At 39.6% G+C, this 19,317-nt stretch carries 15 protein-coding genes; 6 read left to right on the top strand and 9 right to left on the bottom strand.

What is annotated here, in order from left to right:
- Positions 1–38: 38 nt before the first annotated feature.
- On the top strand, positions 39–2,639 hold the full coding sequence (locus tag A3775_RS19825; protein WP_066426421.1) for a M1 family metallopeptidase: 2,601 nt from the start codon (positions 39–41) through the stop codon (positions 2,637–2,639).
- 113 nt (positions 2,640–2,752) lie between these two features.
- Here A3775_RS19825 and A3775_RS19820 read toward each other — a convergent pair whose 3' ends face one another.
- Positions 2,753–3,844 (bottom strand): hypothetical protein, encoded by a 1,092-nt coding sequence (locus tag A3775_RS19820; RefSeq protein WP_066378465.1) that lies wholly within the window; start codon positions 3,842–3,844, stop codon positions 2,753–2,755.
- 290 nt (positions 3,845–4,134) lie between these two features.
- Here A3775_RS19820 and A3775_RS19815 point away from each other — a divergent pair, with 290 nt between their 5' ends.
- Positions 4,135–5,859 carry an AarF/ABC1/UbiB kinase family protein gene (locus A3775_RS19815; RefSeq protein ID WP_066378467.1) on the top strand — a complete coding sequence of 575 codons (1,725 nt, stop codon included), beginning with the start codon at positions 4,135–4,137 and terminating at the stop codon, positions 5,857–5,859.
- Between the two features lie 59 nt (positions 5,860–5,918).
- Positions 5,919–6,296: a hypothetical protein gene (locus A3775_RS19810; RefSeq protein ID WP_066378469.1), complete on the top strand. Its 378-nt coding sequence runs from the start codon at positions 5,919–5,921 to the stop codon at positions 6,294–6,296.
- 178 nt (positions 6,297–6,474) lie between these two features.
- Here A3775_RS19810 and A3775_RS19805 read toward each other — a convergent pair whose 3' ends face one another.
- From A3775_RS19805 to A3775_RS19770, 8 genes are all read right to left on the bottom strand, one after another.
- Entirely contained in the window at positions 6,475–7,497 is a 1,023-nt protein-coding gene (locus tag A3775_RS19805) for an Npun_R2821/Npun_R2822 family protein (protein ID WP_066378475.1), read from the bottom strand.
- Positions 7,498–7,524: 27 nt separating this feature from the next.
- On the bottom strand, positions 7,525–8,406 hold the full coding sequence (locus A3775_RS19800) for an Npun_R2821/Npun_R2822 family protein (RefSeq protein WP_066426419.1): 882 nt from the start codon (positions 8,404–8,406) through the stop codon (positions 7,525–7,527).
- Positions 8,407–8,415: 9 nt separating this feature from the next.
- Positions 8,416–9,387 carry an Npun_R2821/Npun_R2822 family protein gene (locus A3775_RS19795; protein ID WP_066426417.1) on the bottom strand — a complete coding sequence of 324 codons (972 nt, stop codon included), beginning with the start codon at positions 9,385–9,387 and terminating at the stop codon, positions 8,416–8,418.
- 6 nt (positions 9,388–9,393) lie between these two features.
- Positions 9,394–10,350, bottom strand: coding sequence for a glycosyltransferase family 10 domain-containing protein (locus A3775_RS19790; protein ID WP_066426415.1), 957 nt, complete (start codon positions 10,348–10,350; stop codon positions 9,394–9,396).
- A gap of 46 nt (positions 10,351–10,396) precedes the next feature.
- Entirely contained in the window at positions 10,397–11,602 is a 1,206-nt protein-coding gene (locus A3775_RS19785) for a glycosyltransferase family 4 protein (protein WP_066378485.1), read from the bottom strand.
- Between the two features lie 8 nt (positions 11,603–11,610).
- Positions 11,611–13,860 (bottom strand): ABC transporter ATP-binding protein, encoded by a 2,250-nt coding sequence (locus tag A3775_RS19780; protein ID WP_066426413.1) that lies wholly within the window; start codon positions 13,858–13,860, stop codon positions 11,611–11,613.
- A gap of 105 nt (positions 13,861–13,965) precedes the next feature.
- A complete protein-coding gene (locus A3775_RS19775; RefSeq protein WP_066426411.1) occupies positions 13,966–15,165 on the bottom strand; it encodes a glycosyltransferase family 4 protein in 1,200 nt (399 codons plus the stop codon).
- Positions 15,166–15,614: 449 nt separating this feature from the next.
- Positions 15,615–15,848 (bottom strand): hypothetical protein, encoded by a 234-nt coding sequence (locus A3775_RS19770; protein WP_066378492.1) that lies wholly within the window; start codon positions 15,846–15,848, stop codon positions 15,615–15,617.
- 415 nt (positions 15,849–16,263) lie between these two features.
- Between A3775_RS19770 and gloB the strand changes: the two genes are divergently transcribed.
- The 3 genes from gloB (at position 16,264) to dnaB (ending at position 19,310) form a co-directional block, all read left to right on the top strand.
- A complete protein-coding gene (gloB, locus tag A3775_RS19765; protein WP_066378494.1) occupies positions 16,264–17,037 on the top strand; it encodes a hydroxyacylglutathione hydrolase in 774 nt (257 codons plus the stop codon).
- Positions 17,038–17,294: 257 nt separating this feature from the next.
- The gene (gene rplI / locus A3775_RS19755) at positions 17,295–17,753 is read left to right on the top strand and encodes a 50S ribosomal protein L9 (protein ID WP_066378664.1); all 459 of its coding nucleotides are present in this window, start codon (positions 17,295–17,297) and stop codon (positions 17,751–17,753) included.
- 198 nt (positions 17,754–17,951) lie between these two features.
- Complete coding sequence (dnaB, locus tag A3775_RS19750) at positions 17,952–19,310, top strand: replicative DNA helicase (RefSeq protein ID WP_066378495.1); 1,359 nt, start codon at positions 17,952–17,954, stop codon at positions 19,308–19,310.
- Positions 19,311–19,317 lie beyond the last annotated feature (7 nt).

Genomic DNA, 19,317 nt, shown 5'->3' with positions numbered 1-19,317 from the left:
CAACTAGAAGTTTCAGTATAAAAGGTCAGTCATCATCAATGCCTCACTCTTATTATTTTGATACAGAAAATAACGGACGTAAATCTTTTGAGTTACCTGGGGCGAAACCCCACTACAATCCAGATCGCCCTGGACAGGTAGAGCATATTTTTCTGGACTTGAACTTGGATATTCCCAAGCAAAGTTACCAGGGTGTTTGTAATATTCGGCTATCACCGATACGTAACGGTATTGACCGCTTAACTTTAGATGCGGTTAACTTGAATATCGAGTCTGTACAGGTAGATGAAGTAGGGCAAAGCTTTGATTATGACGGCGAACAGCTAACTATTGAGCTATCTGAGCCTACCAAAGTCGGGAAACGGTTATTGATTGCGATCGCCTACTCTGTGGAAAAACCCCAACGTGGTATTTACTTTATTCAACCAGACGCACACTACCCCGACAAGCCCATTCAAGTCTGGACTCAAGGAGAAGATGAAGACTCTCGCTTCTGGTTTCCCTGCTTCGACTACCCCGGACAACTATCCACTTCGGAAATTCGTGTCCGTGTTCCCAAACATTTAATCGCCATCTCTAACGGCGAATTGATTGAAGCTAGAGAAGATGGCAATGACAAAATCTACCATTGGTCACAACAACAAGTACATCCTACCTACTTAATGACGCTCGCTGTTGGTGATTTCGCGGAAATTCGGGAAGAGTGGCAAGGTAAACCCGTTACCTACTACGTAGAAAAAGGACGGGAAGCAGACGCTAAACGTAGCATGGGAAAAACTCCCCGCATGATTGAGTTTCTGAGTGAAAAGTATGGTTATGCTTACCCTTTTCCCAAATACGCCCAAGTTTGCGTCAGTGACTTTATCTTTGGCGGGATGGAAAACACTTCTACCACCCTGTTAACAGACCGATGTCTATTAGATGAACGCGCCGCTTTAGATAACCGCAATGCTGAAAGCTTAGTGGTTCATGAACTAGCACATCAATGGTTTGGTGATTTATTAGTCATTAAGCATTGGTCTCATGCTTGGATTAAGGAAGGGATGGCTTCTTATTCCGAAGTGATGTGGACAGAACAAGAGTATGGTTCGGAAGAAGCAGCTTACTATCGATTATTAGAAGCTCGTAGTTACCTGAGTGAAGATAGTAGCCGCTACCGTCGCCCAATGGTAACGCACATTTACCGCGTCGCTATTGAACTGTATGACCGCCACATCTATGAAAAAGGGTCTTGTGTTTATCATATGATTCGCGCGGAACTGGGCGAAGAATTGTTTTGGCCAGCAATTCAGACTTTTGTTCAGAATCATGCTCACCAAACGGTGGAAACTATCGACTTACTGCGAGCCATAGAAAAAGCCACGGGTCGAAATCTGGCTTTCTTGTTTGATCAGTATGTTTATCGTGGTGGTCATCCTGATTTTAAGGTGGCTTATAGTTGGGATGGTGAGGCGAAGTTAGCAAAGCTGACGGTGACGCAAACCCAAGCCAAAGACAATAATAGTAAAGAGTTATTTGATTTAAAAATTCCCGTTGGTTTTGGCTACACCCAACCAGGGAAAACAGCAAAACTGCAAACTTTTACAGTCAGAGTACATGAACGGGAACAGAGTTTTTATTTCCCATTAGCCAAGAAACCAGATTTTATCAGCTTTGATGTGGGGAATAATTTTCTCAAGACTGTCTGTTTGGAGTATCCCATCCCAGAGTTAAAAGCGCAGTTAGTAGCTGACCCAGACCCGATTTCTCGGATTTATGCAGCTACAGCTTTGGCGAAAAAAGGCGGATTAGAAGCGATCAAAGCTTTAGCCGCAGCTTTGAAACATGATCCATTTTGGGGTGTGCGGGTAGAAGTAGCTAAAGAATTGGCAGAGATTAAGTTAGATCAAGTTTTTGATGGGTTAGTTGCGGGTTTAGAAGATGAGAATGCTTATGTGCGACGGGCGGTATTAGAAGCATTGGGAGAAATTAAAACTCGCGCTAGCTATAAGGCTGTAAAAAAGGTAGTTAAAGATGGCGATCGCAGTTACTATGTGGAAGCTGCTGCTTGTCGGAGTTTAGGAGCGATCGCAGCTGCTAATTTAGAAGATAAACCCAAAGAAGAAAAGGTGATCAAACTTCTACAATCTGTTTTAGCAGCAAGAGCCGGTTGGAATGAAGTTGTTCGCAGTGGCGCAATTGGGGGTTTAGCAGAACTGAAAACTTCAGCAGCAGCCCTAGATTTGTTACTGGAATACACTAAAAATGGTGTGCCGCAACCCTTGCGTTTAGCAGCAATTCGTGCATTAGGTAAAATTTCTGTAGGTCAAAGTCCGGTTAATTTAGAACGGGTAGTAGACAGACTTGCAGAACTAGCCAAAGAAACCTTCTTTTTGACGCAAATGGCGGTAGTAGCATCCTTGGGGCAAATGGAGACACCCAAAGCATTAGGAGTGTTGCGATCGCTAGCCAATCAAACAGCAGATGGGCGTGTGTGTCGCTCTGCCGAAGAACAAATTACCAAGGTGCAGAAAAACATAGGTACAGACACAGCCCTGCGTCAGTTACGGGAGGAACTTGATCAACTCAAACAGCAAAACCAAGAACTCAAAAGCCGTCTAGAAAATTTAGAAGCTAAATCTCAGACTGTTAAACATTAGACTGGGGACTGGGGAAAAATCAAGTCAAAATTTTTGACTTTTGACTTGTTTTATGCCCCCTGTCCCATGACTAATAACTAATGACTAATAACTAATGACTAATAACTAATAACTCAATTTCCAATGGGTGGAGCTAGAGGAGCGCGTCTTCTGCTTCCACCTCCGCCAATGCTATTTGGGCCATTGTTATTGATGATGTAAAGATTTTGAAATATTCTCATCATATCTTCGTAGAAGACTCCGGTTGAGGTATTAAACTCATAGCCGTAGGCTTGACGAAACTCATCAGTAACGCCTTTCTCCATAGCTATATAATGAGCGTCCCAGGCTGCGTCATCAACCACATAGCCACCGTAATCTTGCAGTGCATGAAAAATCTTTTTGGCGGCTGGTGTTTTTAATTGGAGAGTGGATTCAGACATAAATGGCGGAATTGCCAAGAGCGTTCCTTCCACTAAAGCCGGGTTTGTACCACCATAAGTAGTTGCTGCATAGCTATCAGCTCTGTCGGCTGGCCAGCGATATCCAGGCACACTTGCAGAATAATACAAATATTTTTTGGCCCATAGCAACAACTTGAGAGTGTGCCGAATTGGTTGACTACCTGTGAGTTCACCTTTGCGAATAGAGCCACCTATAGAAGACAGTCCTGAGCCAAAATGCGCTCCACCTATTCCCTGACCATATATATTCACATCAGGAGAATAGCGTTGACCATATATAGGCCCTCCTTGTACACAGCGAGCTAAAGGCGAAAGTTGTACCAAAGTTTGACCATCCGGCATGAGAAAAGCAGAAACATTATTTGGGGTACTATATGGCTCCAGTGTAGCGTCGGGAACAATTAAACTATCAGGAATCGGTAAGTAGAAATTCAGAAAATTACTACCCGAACATCTTTGAGTCCAGCTACCATTCGCATAAACAGGACGTTTGGGATCAGCAGTATTTACCTGGAAAAAATGCTCGTCATCTGATAATATCCTTCCCGCTTTTTGAATCTTGGCTGGTATGTAACGCGCACCTGAGCCAAGCGGCATATTCCAAATTGATGTGGACGAAAAGGGCCATTGAAATTTGTCTCGTGTCGTGGGGAAGCTAGATGTTGCTGGCAGAGTAAACAAAAGTGTAGCTATCAGACTTGCTAACACCGCGAATATACGTAGTCGCCACTGGCGTTTATAGAGTTTTGAAAGGAAAGACATGAATTTAGCCTGTAATCATTATAACAACATGGGAATATACATAAAGTTCCCATTTGCGCCTGATAACTAACAAGCAACTAAAAATTGCTGTACTTTTATAAAGTATAATTAAGAAGAAGATACAAAACATTTGGGCAGTAGACAACAGCTAAACCGCCAAACTGCTGCTATATGTTCTATATCGTTTTTTTTATAAAAAATTATTGATATCCTCAGCAGCGTAACAGCTTGCAGTTCAAAAAACCAACAAAATTGTAAATTTTCCAGTAGTAGAAGAGGCAAACAAAGGCGTGGGTCAGTATCAACCTGGTCAGCTAAGACGCTACAATCCAGACGCGATCGCTCGTTATTATCGCTATCGCCCTTGGCAGGTTTGGGGGCGGTTAATAACAATAACTTGGTCTTTTGCAGTATTTGTTTTCGGTCTGAAATGGGATGAATGGCAAAATCAGGTCGAGCAGAACCGAGAAAAACGGGCTACCCAGTTAAGAGAGTTACTCACCAAGCTAGGCCCGACATTTATTAAAGTTGGTCAAGCCCTGTCAACCCGTCCTGACTTAATCCGCAAAGATTTCTTAGAAGAACTGATCAAACTACAAGACCAATTACCAGCGTTTGATAATGCGATCGCCTATCAAATTATCGAAACTGAATTAGATAAGTCAGTTTCTGAGATTTTCAGTGAACTGTCGCCTGCTCCAGTCGCGGCAGCTAGTTTAGGTCAAGTGTATCGCGGTCGTTTGTTCACTGGTGAAGAAGTAGCGGTAAAAGTACAACGTCCGTACTTACGCCCAGTTCTCACCCTCGACCTGTATTTAATGCGTTGGGCTGCTTCTTGGTTAGCCCCTTGGCTACCTCTGAATCTCGGTCATGATCTAACTTTGATTGTGGACGAGTTCGGCACTAAGTTATTTGAAGAAATTGACTACCTCAATGAAGGTCGGAATGCGGAAAAATTTGCGAACAACTTCCGCAATGATCCCCAAGTCAAAGTTCCGATGATTTACTGGCAATTTACCAGTAGTCGGGTTTTAACGTTGGAGTGGATTAACGGCTTCAAGCTAACCGATACAAAACGAATTAAAGAAGCAGGTTTAGATCCAGAAGCAATCATCCGTATTGGTGTCACCTCTGGCTTACAACAATTATTAGAATACGGCTTCTTTCACGCTGACCCCCATCCTGGTAATTTGTTTGCGATGCCTGATGGTCGCATGGCTTACATTGACTTTGGCATGATGGATCAGTTGGAGGAAACCACCAAGGAAACGCTAGTTGATGCAGTAGTGCATCTGGTGAATCAAGACTACAACGATTTAGCGACAGATTTTGTCAATCTGGGTTTTTTAACTCCAGACACCAATATTGCTCCCATTGTCCCGGCATTAGAGGCGGTTTTAGGCAATGCCATTGGTAAAAATGTCGGAGACTTCAACTTTAAAACTATTACCGATCAGTTCTCAGAACTGATGTATGAATATCCGTTTCGCGTCCCTGCCAAGTTTGCTTTAATTATTCGTTCTCTGGTGACGCAGGAAGGGATTGCTTTGAGTCTCAATGCCAATTTCAAAATTGTCGAGGTGAGTTATCCTTATGTGGCTAGGCGGTTGCTGACGGGAGAATCTCCCGAACTCAGGCGGCGATTACTGAATGTCTTATTTAAAGATGGTAAATTTCAGTGGCAACGCTTGGAAAATTTAATTGCGATCGCCCGCACCGATGGTAATTTTGATATATTGCCTACCGCCAGAATGGGGTTGCAATATCTACTATCTGATGAAGGTAAATTTCTCCGCCGCCAGTTGGTACTAGCACTAACAGAAGATGATCGACTCCACACAGAAGAAGTACAACGTTTGTGGCTTCTAGTTAAAGATGACATCAACCCCAATCGGCTGTTAAATGTAGCAATGGGTTTACTAGCAGATTTATCTAGAGAAGGAGTAGCTGCTATTCTACCTCAAGCTACATCTTTAGCATTTTTTGATGACAAAACATCAAAAAATCAACAGTAAAAATCAAAGTTTTTACTCGCTCATTGAGACCATTTATTTTTTAATTTTTGGGAGTCTTCATGTACTATTATCCTCTGCAACCGCCATATTTTCTACTATTTGTGGGCTTGTTTATGGCAATAACTTCTGGTTTTGCTTTATCTGGCACACTGCAATCAATTGTCCAAAAATGGCAAAAGAATAATCCAGAAAATCCCTTAACTAATGCTGCATTCCGAAAAAGATTATCTGTACCTTTTCTGGGAATTACGGCGGGAGTTTGTTTATTTATGGCTTCAGGGTTAGAAATATTCGGCTTTCCCTCCTTTCTGGCGTTAGGAGTTGGTTTACCCCTGAGTATTTTGACTTGCTTATTAGTGTGGTTGCAGTTGGGAAGTATGCTCACATTTGCACAACGTCAAGGACTGCGATCGCTAGATTTAGATTCTTTACCCTAAATACATCAGGCTAACCCCTGCTTTTTCCTAGTCCGCCCATGCGGACTTACACCACTTGAGAGATAAATCAGGTACACATTTAATATCATCAATCTTGTGGGGTGGGCAGGAAAGCCCGCCCTTATGTACTTCACTCAGATGAAATTTACTGTATTTATGTAAAATTTTAGTGATTTACTCATTTTTTTTCGGGAAAATTACGAGACTTTAACTGAATTTTCTGATTTTTTGGTTTGAAAAAATTTCTAGCCTTCTCTTGCCAACGCTGGAATTGACTTGGACGCTTAAAATTTTTTGGTCTGGCTTCAGGTGACTTTAAGTAGCGATAATGTAGGAAAACATCACGATAGGGAATACCAACATCTTCACCGCTACAAAGCCGCGTAAAATCTGAAGCATATACACTCATGTAATGAAGATAAGTTATCTGTTTCCCTTTATCGTAAAGAATATTATCTACAACATCAAATTTAGAAGACCAATGACATCCAGTTCCTTCACCATGATAAGCATAATTATAATAGGAAATTCCACTACGTAAAACTAAATAGTTGATCAGCGTTTGATCAGATGCAATCCAATGTAATACATCAGCTTCACCTGATTCCAATTTATCTAGTAAGTCTGCTAACATTGTCTGATCAAAAACCGAGTTTTTAGAAGCAAACCAACCAGAACAAAAAACATCATTTCTGATGTTTTCTCTTTGAAAAACTTCCTTGATTTTTTCTTCTGTCCAATTAAAAATATAGTGGAGATCGGATTTATATTGAAAATCATTTGTCAGCCAATCATACTCATCTAACCTTTGGTAAACTTCATCCAGTGGCTTCATCAAAAGTGTATCACCATCAAAGAAGATAAACTTGTCAAACATTCCATCTAGACAGCAAAGTTTACGGTATCTTTGAGTGCGGAAATTAGGTGGTAAACCCTGTTGTTTCATTAATTCTTGTGATCTAGTATGGGCTTGACATACACGACTCCCAAATTCTTCCCAACGAGCTAGAGAAGCAGCGTCATCAAATAAGGTGACATTTTTTCTAGTCTTAATCTCTGCCTTGACTTTTTCTAATCTATGATCATAGGGAATCACACAAACAGGAATTTCTCTACCAGCATTAACTTCTATACTGTTGAGTAAAGCTACTAATTGGTCATAAACTACGTCATTAGCTAGGGTGTAAATACCGTTAACCATAGGAATACTCCTCAATCTTAAATTCAGTTATTTAATTAAAGAAAATAAACGACTGGTGACTTTAGGAACCAAGGCAAATTTACCATGATGTAGATAACGATAGTGTTGCCATAATTGCCAATAAGGACTACCAGGCTTCATTTTTATCCCTGCCCAATGCAGATATTTTAGTCGTTTTCCTTTGTCATAAAGCATATAATTTTGTTGTTGGAAATTGGGAGAACCTGCCCAACTACCAGCACCTCCCCCTGGAATTTTGACGAGATTGCCACGTTTGGCAATTAATTTGAGAACTAAAAAATTTAGAATAGGTTGGTCTGTAACTCCTTCTGTAAAATCAAAATATTCTCGATGTTCTGCACATTCGCGTAGTGTAGCTTCCATTTGTTCCTGAGTTATAATACCCTTGCGTGAACCCCAAAAGCCACTATTAAATACATCTTCTAATTGTGCGTCTGTAAAAATTTGTTGCTCTTTGACTAAGGGTGAAAAGATATTTCTTAGCTTGTCATTAGCATGGTGATAGTCACAGCAGAAGAAATCAACTTCTGAAAGTTTGTCTAAATTATCGGCAATTTTTTCAAAGACAACAATATCCGTGTCGATATAAATGAACTCATCTAAAGGGCCAAACCATGCTACCAATTTACGCATTTTGTTTGGTAGAGCTAAAAAATCTTGAGCAAAAATTTCTCCTATACGATTGGTAAATTCCTCGACAAGTTGGAGATAGGGAAAAACTTGTACTTGATGTAAACTAGACAGTGTATCTGCTACTTTCTGATAATTTTCATTAAATGGGATGAGATAAACTGGAACTTCTAAATCGTAACAACGAATGCTATTGAGGAGTGCGATCGCATTCTCAATTACGCGGTCATTAGCAACTATATAAATTCCCCTAGTCATAAATAATCCTTATTTGATTAAATTGATTTTTTTCAAAGCTCTTGTCAGTAAATTCGTTGCTGGAGCTTGATAAGACTGTGCAGTAGTGGTGAAATTTGGACGGTTTTCTGGTTCGTGCAAATAACGGTAGTGCAGGAATAAATCTCGATAGGGAAAATCAATATTTTCACCTGCACATACTGCTTGAGTCACTTGAGGAGGAACTCCAATATAATGCAGGTAAGTAAGTCTATTACCTTTGTCATAAAGAATATAATCTTGTTCTTCAAAGTGTTTAGAAGTAGCAGAACAGCCTGTTTTTTGATTCTCTGGTAATTGTTGAGCAAAGTTATAAGTTTTCAATCCAGACTTCATCACCATATAATTGAGCAGTGGTTGTTCACCCGCACCGCCATACAAAATTTCGGCTTCACCATTTTGGAGATTTTCTATCAGCCAATCTGTTTGTTCTGAATTAAACAAGCCACGTTTTGCGCCATAGAATCCTGAACAAAATATTTCTGTATCGAGGCGTGATTGGGGGAAAACTTGCAGTAATTTAGGTGATTTGGTATTATATATTTTACTAATATCTTTAAATTGAAAATCGTAAACAATAAAGTCATAAACATCTAGCTGATGAAACACTGCATCCAGTGAATTCATGACTAAGGTATCTGCATCTAAGTAGATAAATTTATCGAAAGGGCCATCAAAAGCACAAAAACGACGGTGTGCGCCATAGAGACGGTGTTTACTAGGATTCATCCGTTCTGCTGCTGCTTTTAGCATAAATTGATCCCAACGATTAATCGATGCTTGATCATCGTAAAGAAATACATTAGGACGTTTAGCTATTTCCTCAGCAATGCGTTGTGTTTGCTGATCAAAAGGATAAATACAGACAGGGGTTTCTTTGCCTAATATCACATCAATACTGTTGAGCAAAGCCACTAATTGATCGAAAACATAGTCATTAGCGAGGGTGCAAATACCATTCATAATTTCTTAGGATTGAGAAACAAAATTAGACAGCCAATTGAGCAGATTTAATTTATGTAAAATGATTTGACGGGCTTCGGCGATCGCATCCTTAGCCGCATACCAAGCATCAGGAGTTGCAGTTACTTCTTTGATATAAGCAATACCTTTTTCATCTAAACTAGGTAAGCGTAAAAAACTACCTGGTGGTAATAACTTATCAGCCGCCGCACCACCATAATAAATTGGTAAACACCAAGCCAGCAAAGCATCCCATAATTTTTCGCTGACATACCAATCGTTTTCAGCATAATTTTCAATGGATAAATTGTAATAATAAGGAGACATTCCATACCACTTATTACCCAATTCTCCTGATGATTCTGCCCATTGAGGTAAATCGCGTCCATACAAATGACACTGAACTTCACTAGATTGCAGGAGTTCTAAAAACTGCAATCGACGACGATGATTAACACTGCGGTTAATTCCAGAAGTAATCCAACTGCAAGCAGAAACTTTTTCGGGTATGGGCATTTCATTGAGTTCCCGAAATGAGTTGCTATGATACCAAATAGCTGGCATATAATCAGGAGTAGGAGCAAAATCATCCGGGCCTGAAACATACCCACAATACTGTTTTGCTTGTTGATAATTGTGCTTAGTAGTTTCAATTACCTCATCTAATGGCGGTTCTCGTAACAGATAAATTATCCTTTCTTGGGGTACATTTCTGATGAGGGATTCCACATTAATTTTTGGTTTTGGGTGTTTTCGTCGTAATTTATCTAGCCAAGATTGTGGCTGGTTTTTTTTAGGGAAATCAAATTGATACATCAGCAAAAAATCTGGTTTTTCCGCCAATGCTTGCATTTGGATATTTCCCCAAACTCCAAAGGGATGTGGAGTTTGTTGCCATAACCAATCACCTCTTTTGTTAAGATTACGATAACCGCTAATCATTCCGACAGTTTTTAAAGACATTTTCCTGGTGAGTTATTAGTGAATACTTAAAATGGAGTTGGTTGATTTATCCTGTGATGGCAGGAAGCAAAGATTGATCAACATGGCTGAGAATTTTAGCGGCGCGATTTTCCCAAGAAAATTGCTTGACAAACTCAATCATTTTCTCGTAACCATCTATCTTTCTAGGATGAGTTTCTAACACCTGTTGCAGACAAGCTACAAATTGACTAGGGTTATCAGGTTCACACCAAGCAGCAACTGCCGGGGTATTTTCAAACTCAATTAATGAGGGAATTCTTGTGGCAACAATCGGAGTACCAGAGGCTAAATAATCAAATAGCTTCAGGGGAGAAGTGAAAGTTGCTGCTTTTCCTAAACAATGTGGATGAGCTAAAATGTCCGCAGCTTGCAGCAGAGAGGGTAAATCATTATGTAAGACGTAGCCCAAAAATTTCAAATTATTAACTTGCTGATCTTTTACCAATTGCTGATAGTATTCCACCTCCTCTGGTTTACCTCCTGCACAAGCAAATTGTACATTGGGCATTTCTTTAGCAACATCAATTAGTAAATCAATTCCTTTAAATTTCTGTAATGCTCCTGCATATACTACTAAATGCTTTCTGCCATCTTGCAATAACTTTCCTCGCCAAATGGCAGCTTTTTCTGGTTGTCTCTCTATAAATAAACGATTAAAACCATTGTGTAATGTAATTACTTTTTCTGGTGGTATGCCGTTTTTTATCATGCTTTCCCGGACTGTTTCTACAACTGTTACGGTAATTTGTAACAGGGGGTTATGCACAATTTCTGGCTCAAATTGTTTATCTTCATGATGATGATGTTCGTAAATTGCTGGAATGCCATTTTTAATTGCTGCTTTGATAAAGTTCCAGCTACGACTATGTACAAGTTTGGTGTAGGGGATAATATGAACAGGAAAATAATATTTAGTAGCTATAGTATTAGAGTTGGTAAATTTGCTCTTAAAATAATCAATTGGCCAAGGCATTGGTAAAGGAGCAGCTTTTAATTTATCTTGAAGATTGTAATAATTAATTAATTTTGAGTCGATTTTTCGTGGTTGAAAAGGACGAGCTAAAGAAAGAGGGTTAACTGCTGCTAATCCTTTTTGGGGATAAACTAGAACTGTAGAATAACCTAAATTAGCTGCTCCGTTAGCTGCATTGGTAGATTGTACAAGGTGAGCTTCTGGTTGGGGTAACTCTGAGTTCACGAAAAAAATATAGTTGTTGTGGGATTTTTTCATATTACATTTTATCCATTGATACTATTTTCAAGCTTGCCTAAGTTACTTAAGAGATAAGTTGTATATTCATAAGCTTGGCCAATTAGTTTATTTTGTTCTTCGCTGGAATAAACTTCATTATCTAAGAGGTTGCAAAGACAGCTAACTAGAGGATTTATACAATTGCGAATATCAACAAAAATATGATTTAATTTTTGATAATAGTTAGTAATTCGACTACGGTTTTCTTCATCTAATTCCACCAATAATCCTTGATTTTGCTGATTGATAATATCATCACAAATATCTATAGTGTTAAGAATTCTCCAGGCTGATTTGTACGATTCTTGAATTAATCCCTGGCGTTCTTGAGGGTGATCAACCAAATCATCAAGTACGAGGCCGAGTAAACCCATCATCGAGTTTAATTGTGTGCGTATTTCATAAGAAACCCGGCTTAATATCTTACTCTTTTTTTCGGAAGATTCAGAACTACTAGAAAATTGCATTGAGTACAAATGTGAGTAGTAACCACCTTTTTGTAAAAGTTGCTCGTGGGTTCCGACTTCAACTACCTTTCCTTGATCTAAGACGGCGATTTGATCAGCGTTTTGGACTGTGGAAAGACGGTGAGCAATTACTAAGGTGGTGCGATCACGACTCAAATCATCCAAAGCTTCCTGTACCAAACGTTCGGAAACAGTATCTAAAGCACTGGTAGCTTCATCTAAAATTAAGATTTCTGGGTTTTGCAGCAAAGCGCGGGCGATCGCTAATCTTTGTCTTTGTCCACCGGATAACATCACACCGCGATCGCCGATGATTGTCTCAAATCCTTGTGGTAATTTCTCAATAAATTCGTAAGCATTTGCCCGCTTTGCAGCCATGATAATTTCGTCTTCAGTAGCTTCTCGGACACCATAGGCTAGATTATTTCGCACTGAGTCATTGAAAAGAAAAGTATCTTGACTAACTACTCCCATTCGCTTTCGCAACGATGAAATATCAAATTCACGTAAATCTTTACCGTCAATAGTAATATTGCCAGAGGTGGGGTCATAAAATCTGGGTAATAGCTCTGCTAATGTGGATTTACCAGCACCAGAACCCCCTACTAACGCTAAAGTTGTACCACGGGGTAAATATAAATTTATCTCTTTGAGTATTAACTTCTCATTGCCTGGATAGGCAAATGACACAGAGTTAAAATGCACTCCCTCCTGTAATTTTGTGTATATCACATTACCATTCCTCATGAATGGCTTATCATCACGACGTAAAAACTCACTAATAATCTTGACGCTGGGGGAATTATTAGCAAAGCTACCCCGAAGACTATTCAACTGAGAAACTAAGGGTAACAGTCGCAGTAATACTAATAAATAAGTCAGTAGTACAGCTGATAAAGCAGAAATTTGTTCAGAAAAGAATGTTTTACTTAAAAACACAATGAACAGCAGGGATGTAATACCCATCACTTCACTGACTGGCCCGATTAATTCGGAATTTGCTTGAGAATTAAAATCTGCTTTTTCCCGCTCATGAATTAACTGTTTCAGCTTTTCATATTCTCTGTTTTCGTTGCCTGTAGTTTTGACTAAACGAATACCATTGAGTGTTTCCAGCACTGAGATAGAATAGGCTTTTGACATTTCACTTAGCTGCTTGCCAAACTTCCGAGAACGCGCAACTACAGATTGATTAATCAACGTCACCAATGACAGCAAGATTGTGGCAGCTATAGTTAATTGCCAAGAAATTGACAATAACAAACCTATAAAAACTAAAATAGTAGCAATCAGGACAAATAATTTAATTGCATTCCCTATAGAAGTGGCAGCACGTCCAATTTCTCCACCCAAAAGGTTGATGATATCACCAACTTTTGTTTTCGCATAGTAATCTATATCAATATTTAGTAATAAATTTATTCCTTCTTCCCGGATATCCGATGTTAGTCTACGGGTTAAAGTTTTCGATACTAATGAACTAAAATATGTAGCTAAGTTTTTTAAGGTAATTGTGAAAATAATTGCTCCCGCCATTACTCCAATGCGGTAGTTTTCTGGAACTTGATCAAATGGAGTCATGATAGCTTGGAGTAAAGCCGGAGAGCCTTTTAAGTCTACTGATTGCCCCACTATTCTTAAAATTACTGGCACAATCAGAGCCGTACTCACCCCATTAAATAAAGCTCCAGAAAATCCTAATAATATTGTCAGCATCACTAACCCTGGGTAGGGTTTCGCAAATTTTAGTAGTAGGCTCCTGGTAGACATTTAATTATTTAGGTAACAGTGGTGGATTTTTGGGAAATAAACCTTTAAGCCTGGGATTAATTTCTAATTTCTTTGCCAGCAATCATCTTCTTGTACTATCAACATCTACAAATTAGTAATCACTGATTGTAAAGTAGAAGCCATAGCATCTATACTGTATTTTTCTATACATCTTATTCTAGCTTGACGACCTCGCTCGTTAGCTGCTTCTAAATCTTGAAATATCAATTTAATTTCTGTTGCCATTTGTTCAGGGCAAGCAGGCTCTACTAAGTAAGCAGTATTACCGACAATTTCGGGAATATCACCAACTCGTGTTGCCAAAACTGGCTTTGCCATTGCCATACCATCAGTTAATTTCAAGGGGAATTGCGCTAAAGCCGCCGATGTATTCCTTTGGGGAACAACAATCAGATGTGCAGCCGCTACAATTTTCGGCATTTCTGTAGGCGGATACTTTGGCAGTTTGATAATCCAACGCCCCCATTTTTCCGTGAGTTGAGTATCATAGTCATCGTAAGGGCTACCACCCACAATCACCAGTTTTAAGTCAGGTTCGTTGAGTATATCCAACGCCATTAGCACATCTTCTACACCTTTATATGGTCTAGGCGCACCGGGAAACATTAAAATTTTGTAGCCTGACAAACCATAATAGGCTCGACTTTTTTCTGCATCATAATGTGTAGGATTAAATAAATCAGTATCTTTGCCATTGGGGACATAAATCCCACCGAAACGTTCTTGTAAAAACTTTGTGTGAATGGTGATTGCATCAGCTTGTGATGACATCCCTTCCACAAATTTTAAATATAGGGGATGATCGGGATTGCGTAACGCACCATCCGGTTTGAAAATGTCTCGATAAAGTTGCTTTAAAGAGGGGTTATACTGCCACTTTTCGCCACCATACCAACTGAGTTCCCAATCATCGATATCTAAAATTACAGGCCGATGTTTTCTGATTTTGTGCCATAAGGATAAACCTAAAGTTGTGGGTTTAGGTCTCATCGCATAAATAATATCACCATCCAGTTTTTTTAAAAGTTGAGCCGCCGACAATAAAAATTTTGGGTATTTATGACCTATAAATTGATTTATCTGAATTGCAGATGGCGGAAATACTGCTGCTGTCTCACCAAAAACAAATCCTAAAATCTCGACTTGATAGTTCAGCTTCTGTAGTGCTTGAGCCAGTAGAAAGGAACGAACAGAACCACCTCCCCACCTTCCTGCACCAGCAATGGATAAGTCACTGACAACTATGGAAATCTTCAACTGGGATTTATTCTCCTGTAGCTTCACGATTTTATATTTCCGTGATAGTTTAATGTAATTACAATAGCGATTAATTTTTTTGGTCTATAATTCGCCAATCAAAAGTCAGAATTCATCTGGCTTATTGTGTGTGACTGACGGATGAATATTTGTGGAAAACCAAGCCGAACTTGAGGCACAACAAGTCTTATATATTAGTGATCTAAAACTCTATTTTGCCTGGGTAGAGTTTTTTAAATTCTAAATTTTGACTTTTGTTGATTGTGTTAGGGATTATGAAGTTGTTTGGTTAATTTTAATTAAATATATCCTCCGTAATAATACTGATATTTTTAAATATCTGTGTAAATTGTATCATATTTTTTTGACTGTCAAGGCTATAGTCATCAAAATAGCCTCATCCATGAGAATATTTGAGTTAGCTTTGTTTCTAACTGAAGTGTATGCTGGCTCAACCAGCATCAACATCATTGGAATTACCAGTTGACTAATTTAAGTTGCCCCATTTGGATTTGGTCAAAAATACGATTAATTTGACGACGCTTGCCGTCACTTATGTCATCACCGTTATTGAAAGCTGTAGAGGTAAACAATTCGTAGTCTTGAGGACTGATTTTACCAGAGCGTAAAATTTTATCCGCAAGTTTCTTGACTTGCACCTCTGATGGATGCTCACTGTAAGTGTAGATGTCGCTTTGGTAACTACTCATATATTTTTTCTTTCAAGACCAAGTTTGATAGCGAAATTTGCTTCTTTAGTGAACAAGAAGATATATGTAACAATTGAAAAACTATGTAAAATTTTCACTAAAAAATACTACGTAGTGTTTTTTTGTACATAATTTCTTGGGGGTTGGGGGTGCTAAAAAGCACAAAACAAATTTAACTTTGGATTTATAGTTATTCCCAGAGCAGTTTTACTGATAAATCAAGATATTCTTTGTTGTGTGTGAGTACATTTTCAGTGTAAGTACGGTTGTGTATTATGATCGTTGATAAAGAGTTAAGCTGTAATCAAGAAAATATATCCGTAGTTGATATGGCTTTTGTGAAGAAATTAATTAATTACTGGGATAAAGAATCGTTAATAAATATAAACTGTTATCCAGTGAGGGAGTAGAGCCAATGCAGATTATCCGTCTTGAGGCACTCTCAGACAACTATATATTCCTGCTACATGACCATAAACAAAATATTGCGGCTGTTGTAGATCCGGCAGAGTCTCAACCAGTTCTCAAGCAACTGGCACAATTAAATGCGGAATTAGTGGCAATTTTTAATACACATCACCACCATGATCATGTAGGTGGTAATCAGCAGTTAATGCAAAAATTTCCGCAAGTAAAAGTTTATGGTGGTGCGGAAGATCAAGGGAGAATACCAGGACAACAGGTGTTTTTGCAACAAGGCGATCGCGTCAAGTTTGCTGATCGAGTAGCTGAGGTTTTCTTTGTCCCTGGCCATACCCGCGCTCATATTGCTTACTACTTTCCACCGGAAACAGCCGACGAACCAGGAGAATTATTTTGTGGTGACACCCTGTTTGCTGGTGGTTGTGGTCGCTTATTTGAGGGAACACCTGCACAAATGGTGGAATCTTTAACTAAACTCAGGTCTTTACCAAATAATACCCGTGTGTGGTGCGCCCACGAATACACGTTAAAAAATTTACAGTTTGCCCTGACAGTAGATGGTAATAATACCGAACTACAAAAACGCATTTATGAAGTGAAAACACAACGCAGTCGCCAAGAAGCTACAGTACCGTCACTGTTAGGGATAGAAAAGCTGACCAATCCCTTTTTACGTTGGGAACAACCAGCACTACAATTAGCAGCTAACAGTAGTGATCCAGTGCAAACCTTTGCGCGAATTCGGGGAATGAAGGATATGTTTTAGTTACGAGTCATTAGTCATTAGTCATTAGTCATTAGTTTTTCTTTTTCCGCTCCCCTGCTCCCTTGCCTACCCAATCCCCAATCCCAATCCCCATTTTTAGATTTTTTCGCAGATAATAGTTGCGATCGCCCCCTACCTTTCGCTAGGATCTGTAAGCTTTGGGGTATAGTTACAGCTGCTTGGGATACAGCTACACTCATGTAGATGATCCAGCTGCAACCCAAGTTAATGAGATTTTACAGGAAAAACAGAAAATCATGGCGAAACGCGTACAATTAGTTTTAACTCAGGATGTCAGTAAACTAGGAAAATCTGGCGACTTAGTGGATGTAGCTCCTGGCTATGCTCGGAATTATTTACTGCCTCAGAACTTGGCAACTCATGTTACTCCAGGTATTCTCAAGCAAGTAGAACGCCGTAGAGAAATCGAAAGGCAGCGTCAATTAGAACTCAAACAACAAGCACAAGAACAAAAAGCCGCTTTAGAAAAAGTTGGCAACTTGACAATCGCCAAACAAGTTGGTGAAAACGAAGCGATTTTTGGTACTGTCACTACTCAAGATGTGGCTGATGCTATCCAAGCAGCGACAGGCCAAGAAATAGATCGTCGTGGTATTAGCATCCCAGATATTGGCAAGTTGGGTACTTACAAAGCAGATATTAAGTTGCACTCTGAAGTCACAGCGCAAATCAATATTCAAGTAGTGGCTAGTTAAACTAGGGACTAGGGACTGTTAAGAAGCTCTTGAGCAGGGGAGCAGAGGGAGCCTCTTGAAGCAGAGGAGGCAAGGGATCTCTGAGCAGGGAGAAACGGGGAAAGTTCTCTCCCCTGTGCATCCCTGCAACCTGCCCCAATTCTTCTTTCCCAATCCCCAATCTCCAATCCCTAATCCCCAATCCCCAATGGATAGGTTATGGCTGAAGAATTAAGTTTTGCATCGTTGGGTAGCGATCGCCTACCTCCCCAAAATATCGAGGCGGAAGAGGCAATTTTGGGAGGCATCTTACTAGATCCAGAGGCGATTAATCGAGTGAGCGATCGCCTCAAACCGGAAATGTTTTACATTAGCGCGCACAAAGACATCTATCAAGCCGCACTGCGTCTACACCAACAAGGGCAACCCACAGACTTACTCTCAGTCACCAGTTGGTTAGCTGACCATGACTTACTCACTAAAATAGGTGGTAGAAATAAACTAGCAACTCTTTTAGACCGTACAGTTTCCGCAGTCAACATAGATGCCTTAGCCGGGTTAGTTGTAGAAAAATACTTGCGACGGCAATTAATCAAAGCCGGAAATGAAGTTGTTCAACTCGGTTACGAGACAGAAACAGAGTTACCCGTAGTCCTCGACAAAGCAGAACAGAAAGTATTTGGCGTTACCCAAGAAAAACCCCAATCAGGATTAATCCACATATCTGATGCTTTAATTAATAACTTCCAAGATATTGAAGAACGTAACCAAGGTATCGCTTTACCTGGCATATCCTCTGGATTTTATGATTTAGATTCAATGGTGAACGGTGGTTTTCAGCGTTCTGACCTAATTATAGTTGCTGGCAGGCCGGCAATGGGAAAAACCAGCTTTTCTATGAATATAGCTCACTACATAGCTAGTAGTTTAAGACTACCAACAGCTATATTCAGCTTAGAAATGTCTAGAGAACAATTGGCACAACGTTTATTAGCAAGTGAAGCAGCAATTGAAAGTAGTTATTTGCGGAGTGGTCGCATTAGTCAGAATCAATGGGAACAATTAACTCATGCCATTCAGATTCTTGAAGATATGCCGATTTTTATTGATGATACTCCCAATATAACTATTACAGAAATGCGTAGTCAGGCACGAAGACTGCAAGCAGAACAAAATACAGAATTAGGTTTAATTTTAATAGATTATCTGCAATTGATGGAAGGTGCAGGTGATAATCGTGTCCAAGAATTATCTAAAATTACCCGTTCTCTGAAAAGTTTAGCGCGGGAGTTATCCGTCCCGGTGGTTGCACTTTCACAGCTAAGTCGTGGGGTAGAAGCACGCACTAATAAGCGTCCGATGTTGTCAGATTTAAGAGAATCGGGATCGATTGAACAAGATGCGGATTTAGTAATCATGTTATATCGAGATGATTATTATAATCCTGATAGTCCTGATCGCGGTATTGCCGAGGTGATTATCGCCAAGCACCGCAACGGCCCCACTGGGACTGTTAAACTATTATTTGATCCGCAATTTACTAAGTTTAAAAATTTAGCGAGACCAGGTAATTATTAAATTCTGT

Source organism: Anabaena sp. 4-3 (assembly GCF_001597745.1).
Taxonomy (GTDB): Bacteria; Cyanobacteriota; Cyanobacteriia; order Cyanobacteriales; family Nostocaceae; genus Trichormus.
The sequence above is the reverse complement of the archived record's forward strand: the minus strand, read 5'-3'. Positions and strand labels throughout refer to the sequence as shown.

Coding starts and splice junctions, on each gene's coding strand:
- A3775_RS19825 (WP_066426421.1), top strand. CDS start 39: ATGCCTCACTCTTATTATTTTGATACAGAAAATAACGGACGTAAATCT.
- A3775_RS19820 (WP_066378465.1), bottom strand. CDS start 3,844: ATGTCTTTCCTTTCAAAACTCTATAAACGCCAGTGGCGACTACGTATA.
- A3775_RS19810 (WP_066378469.1), top strand. CDS start 5,919: ATGTACTATTATCCTCTGCAACCGCCATATTTTCTACTATTTGTGGGC.
- A3775_RS19805 (WP_066378475.1), bottom strand. CDS start 7,497: ATGGTTAACGGTATTTACACCCTAGCTAATGACGTAGTTTATGACCAA.
- A3775_RS19800 (WP_066426419.1), bottom strand. CDS start 8,406: ATGACTAGGGGAATTTATATAGTTGCTAATGACCGCGTAATTGAGAAT.
- A3775_RS19795 (WP_066426417.1), bottom strand. CDS start 9,387: ATGAATGGTATTTGCACCCTCGCTAATGACTATGTTTTCGATCAATTA.
- A3775_RS19790 (WP_066426415.1), bottom strand. CDS start 10,350: ATGTCTTTAAAAACTGTCGGAATGATTAGCGGTTATCGTAATCTTAAC.
- A3775_RS19785 (WP_066378485.1), bottom strand. CDS start 11,602: ATGAAAAAATCCCACAACAACTATATTTTTTTCGTGAACTCAGAGTTA.
- A3775_RS19780 (WP_066426413.1), bottom strand. CDS start 13,860: ATGTCTACCAGGAGCCTACTACTAAAATTTGCGAAACCCTACCCAGGG.
- A3775_RS19770 (WP_066378492.1), bottom strand. CDS start 15,848: ATGAGTAGTTACCAAAGCGACATCTACACTTACAGTGAGCATCCATCA.
- gloB (WP_066378494.1), top strand. CDS start 16,264: ATGCAGATTATCCGTCTTGAGGCACTCTCAGACAACTATATATTCCTG.
- rplI (WP_066378664.1), top strand. CDS start 17,295: ATGGCGAAACGCGTACAATTAGTTTTAACTCAGGATGTCAGTAAACTA.
- dnaB (WP_066378495.1), top strand. CDS start 17,952: ATGGCTGAAGAATTAAGTTTTGCATCGTTGGGTAGCGATCGCCTACCT.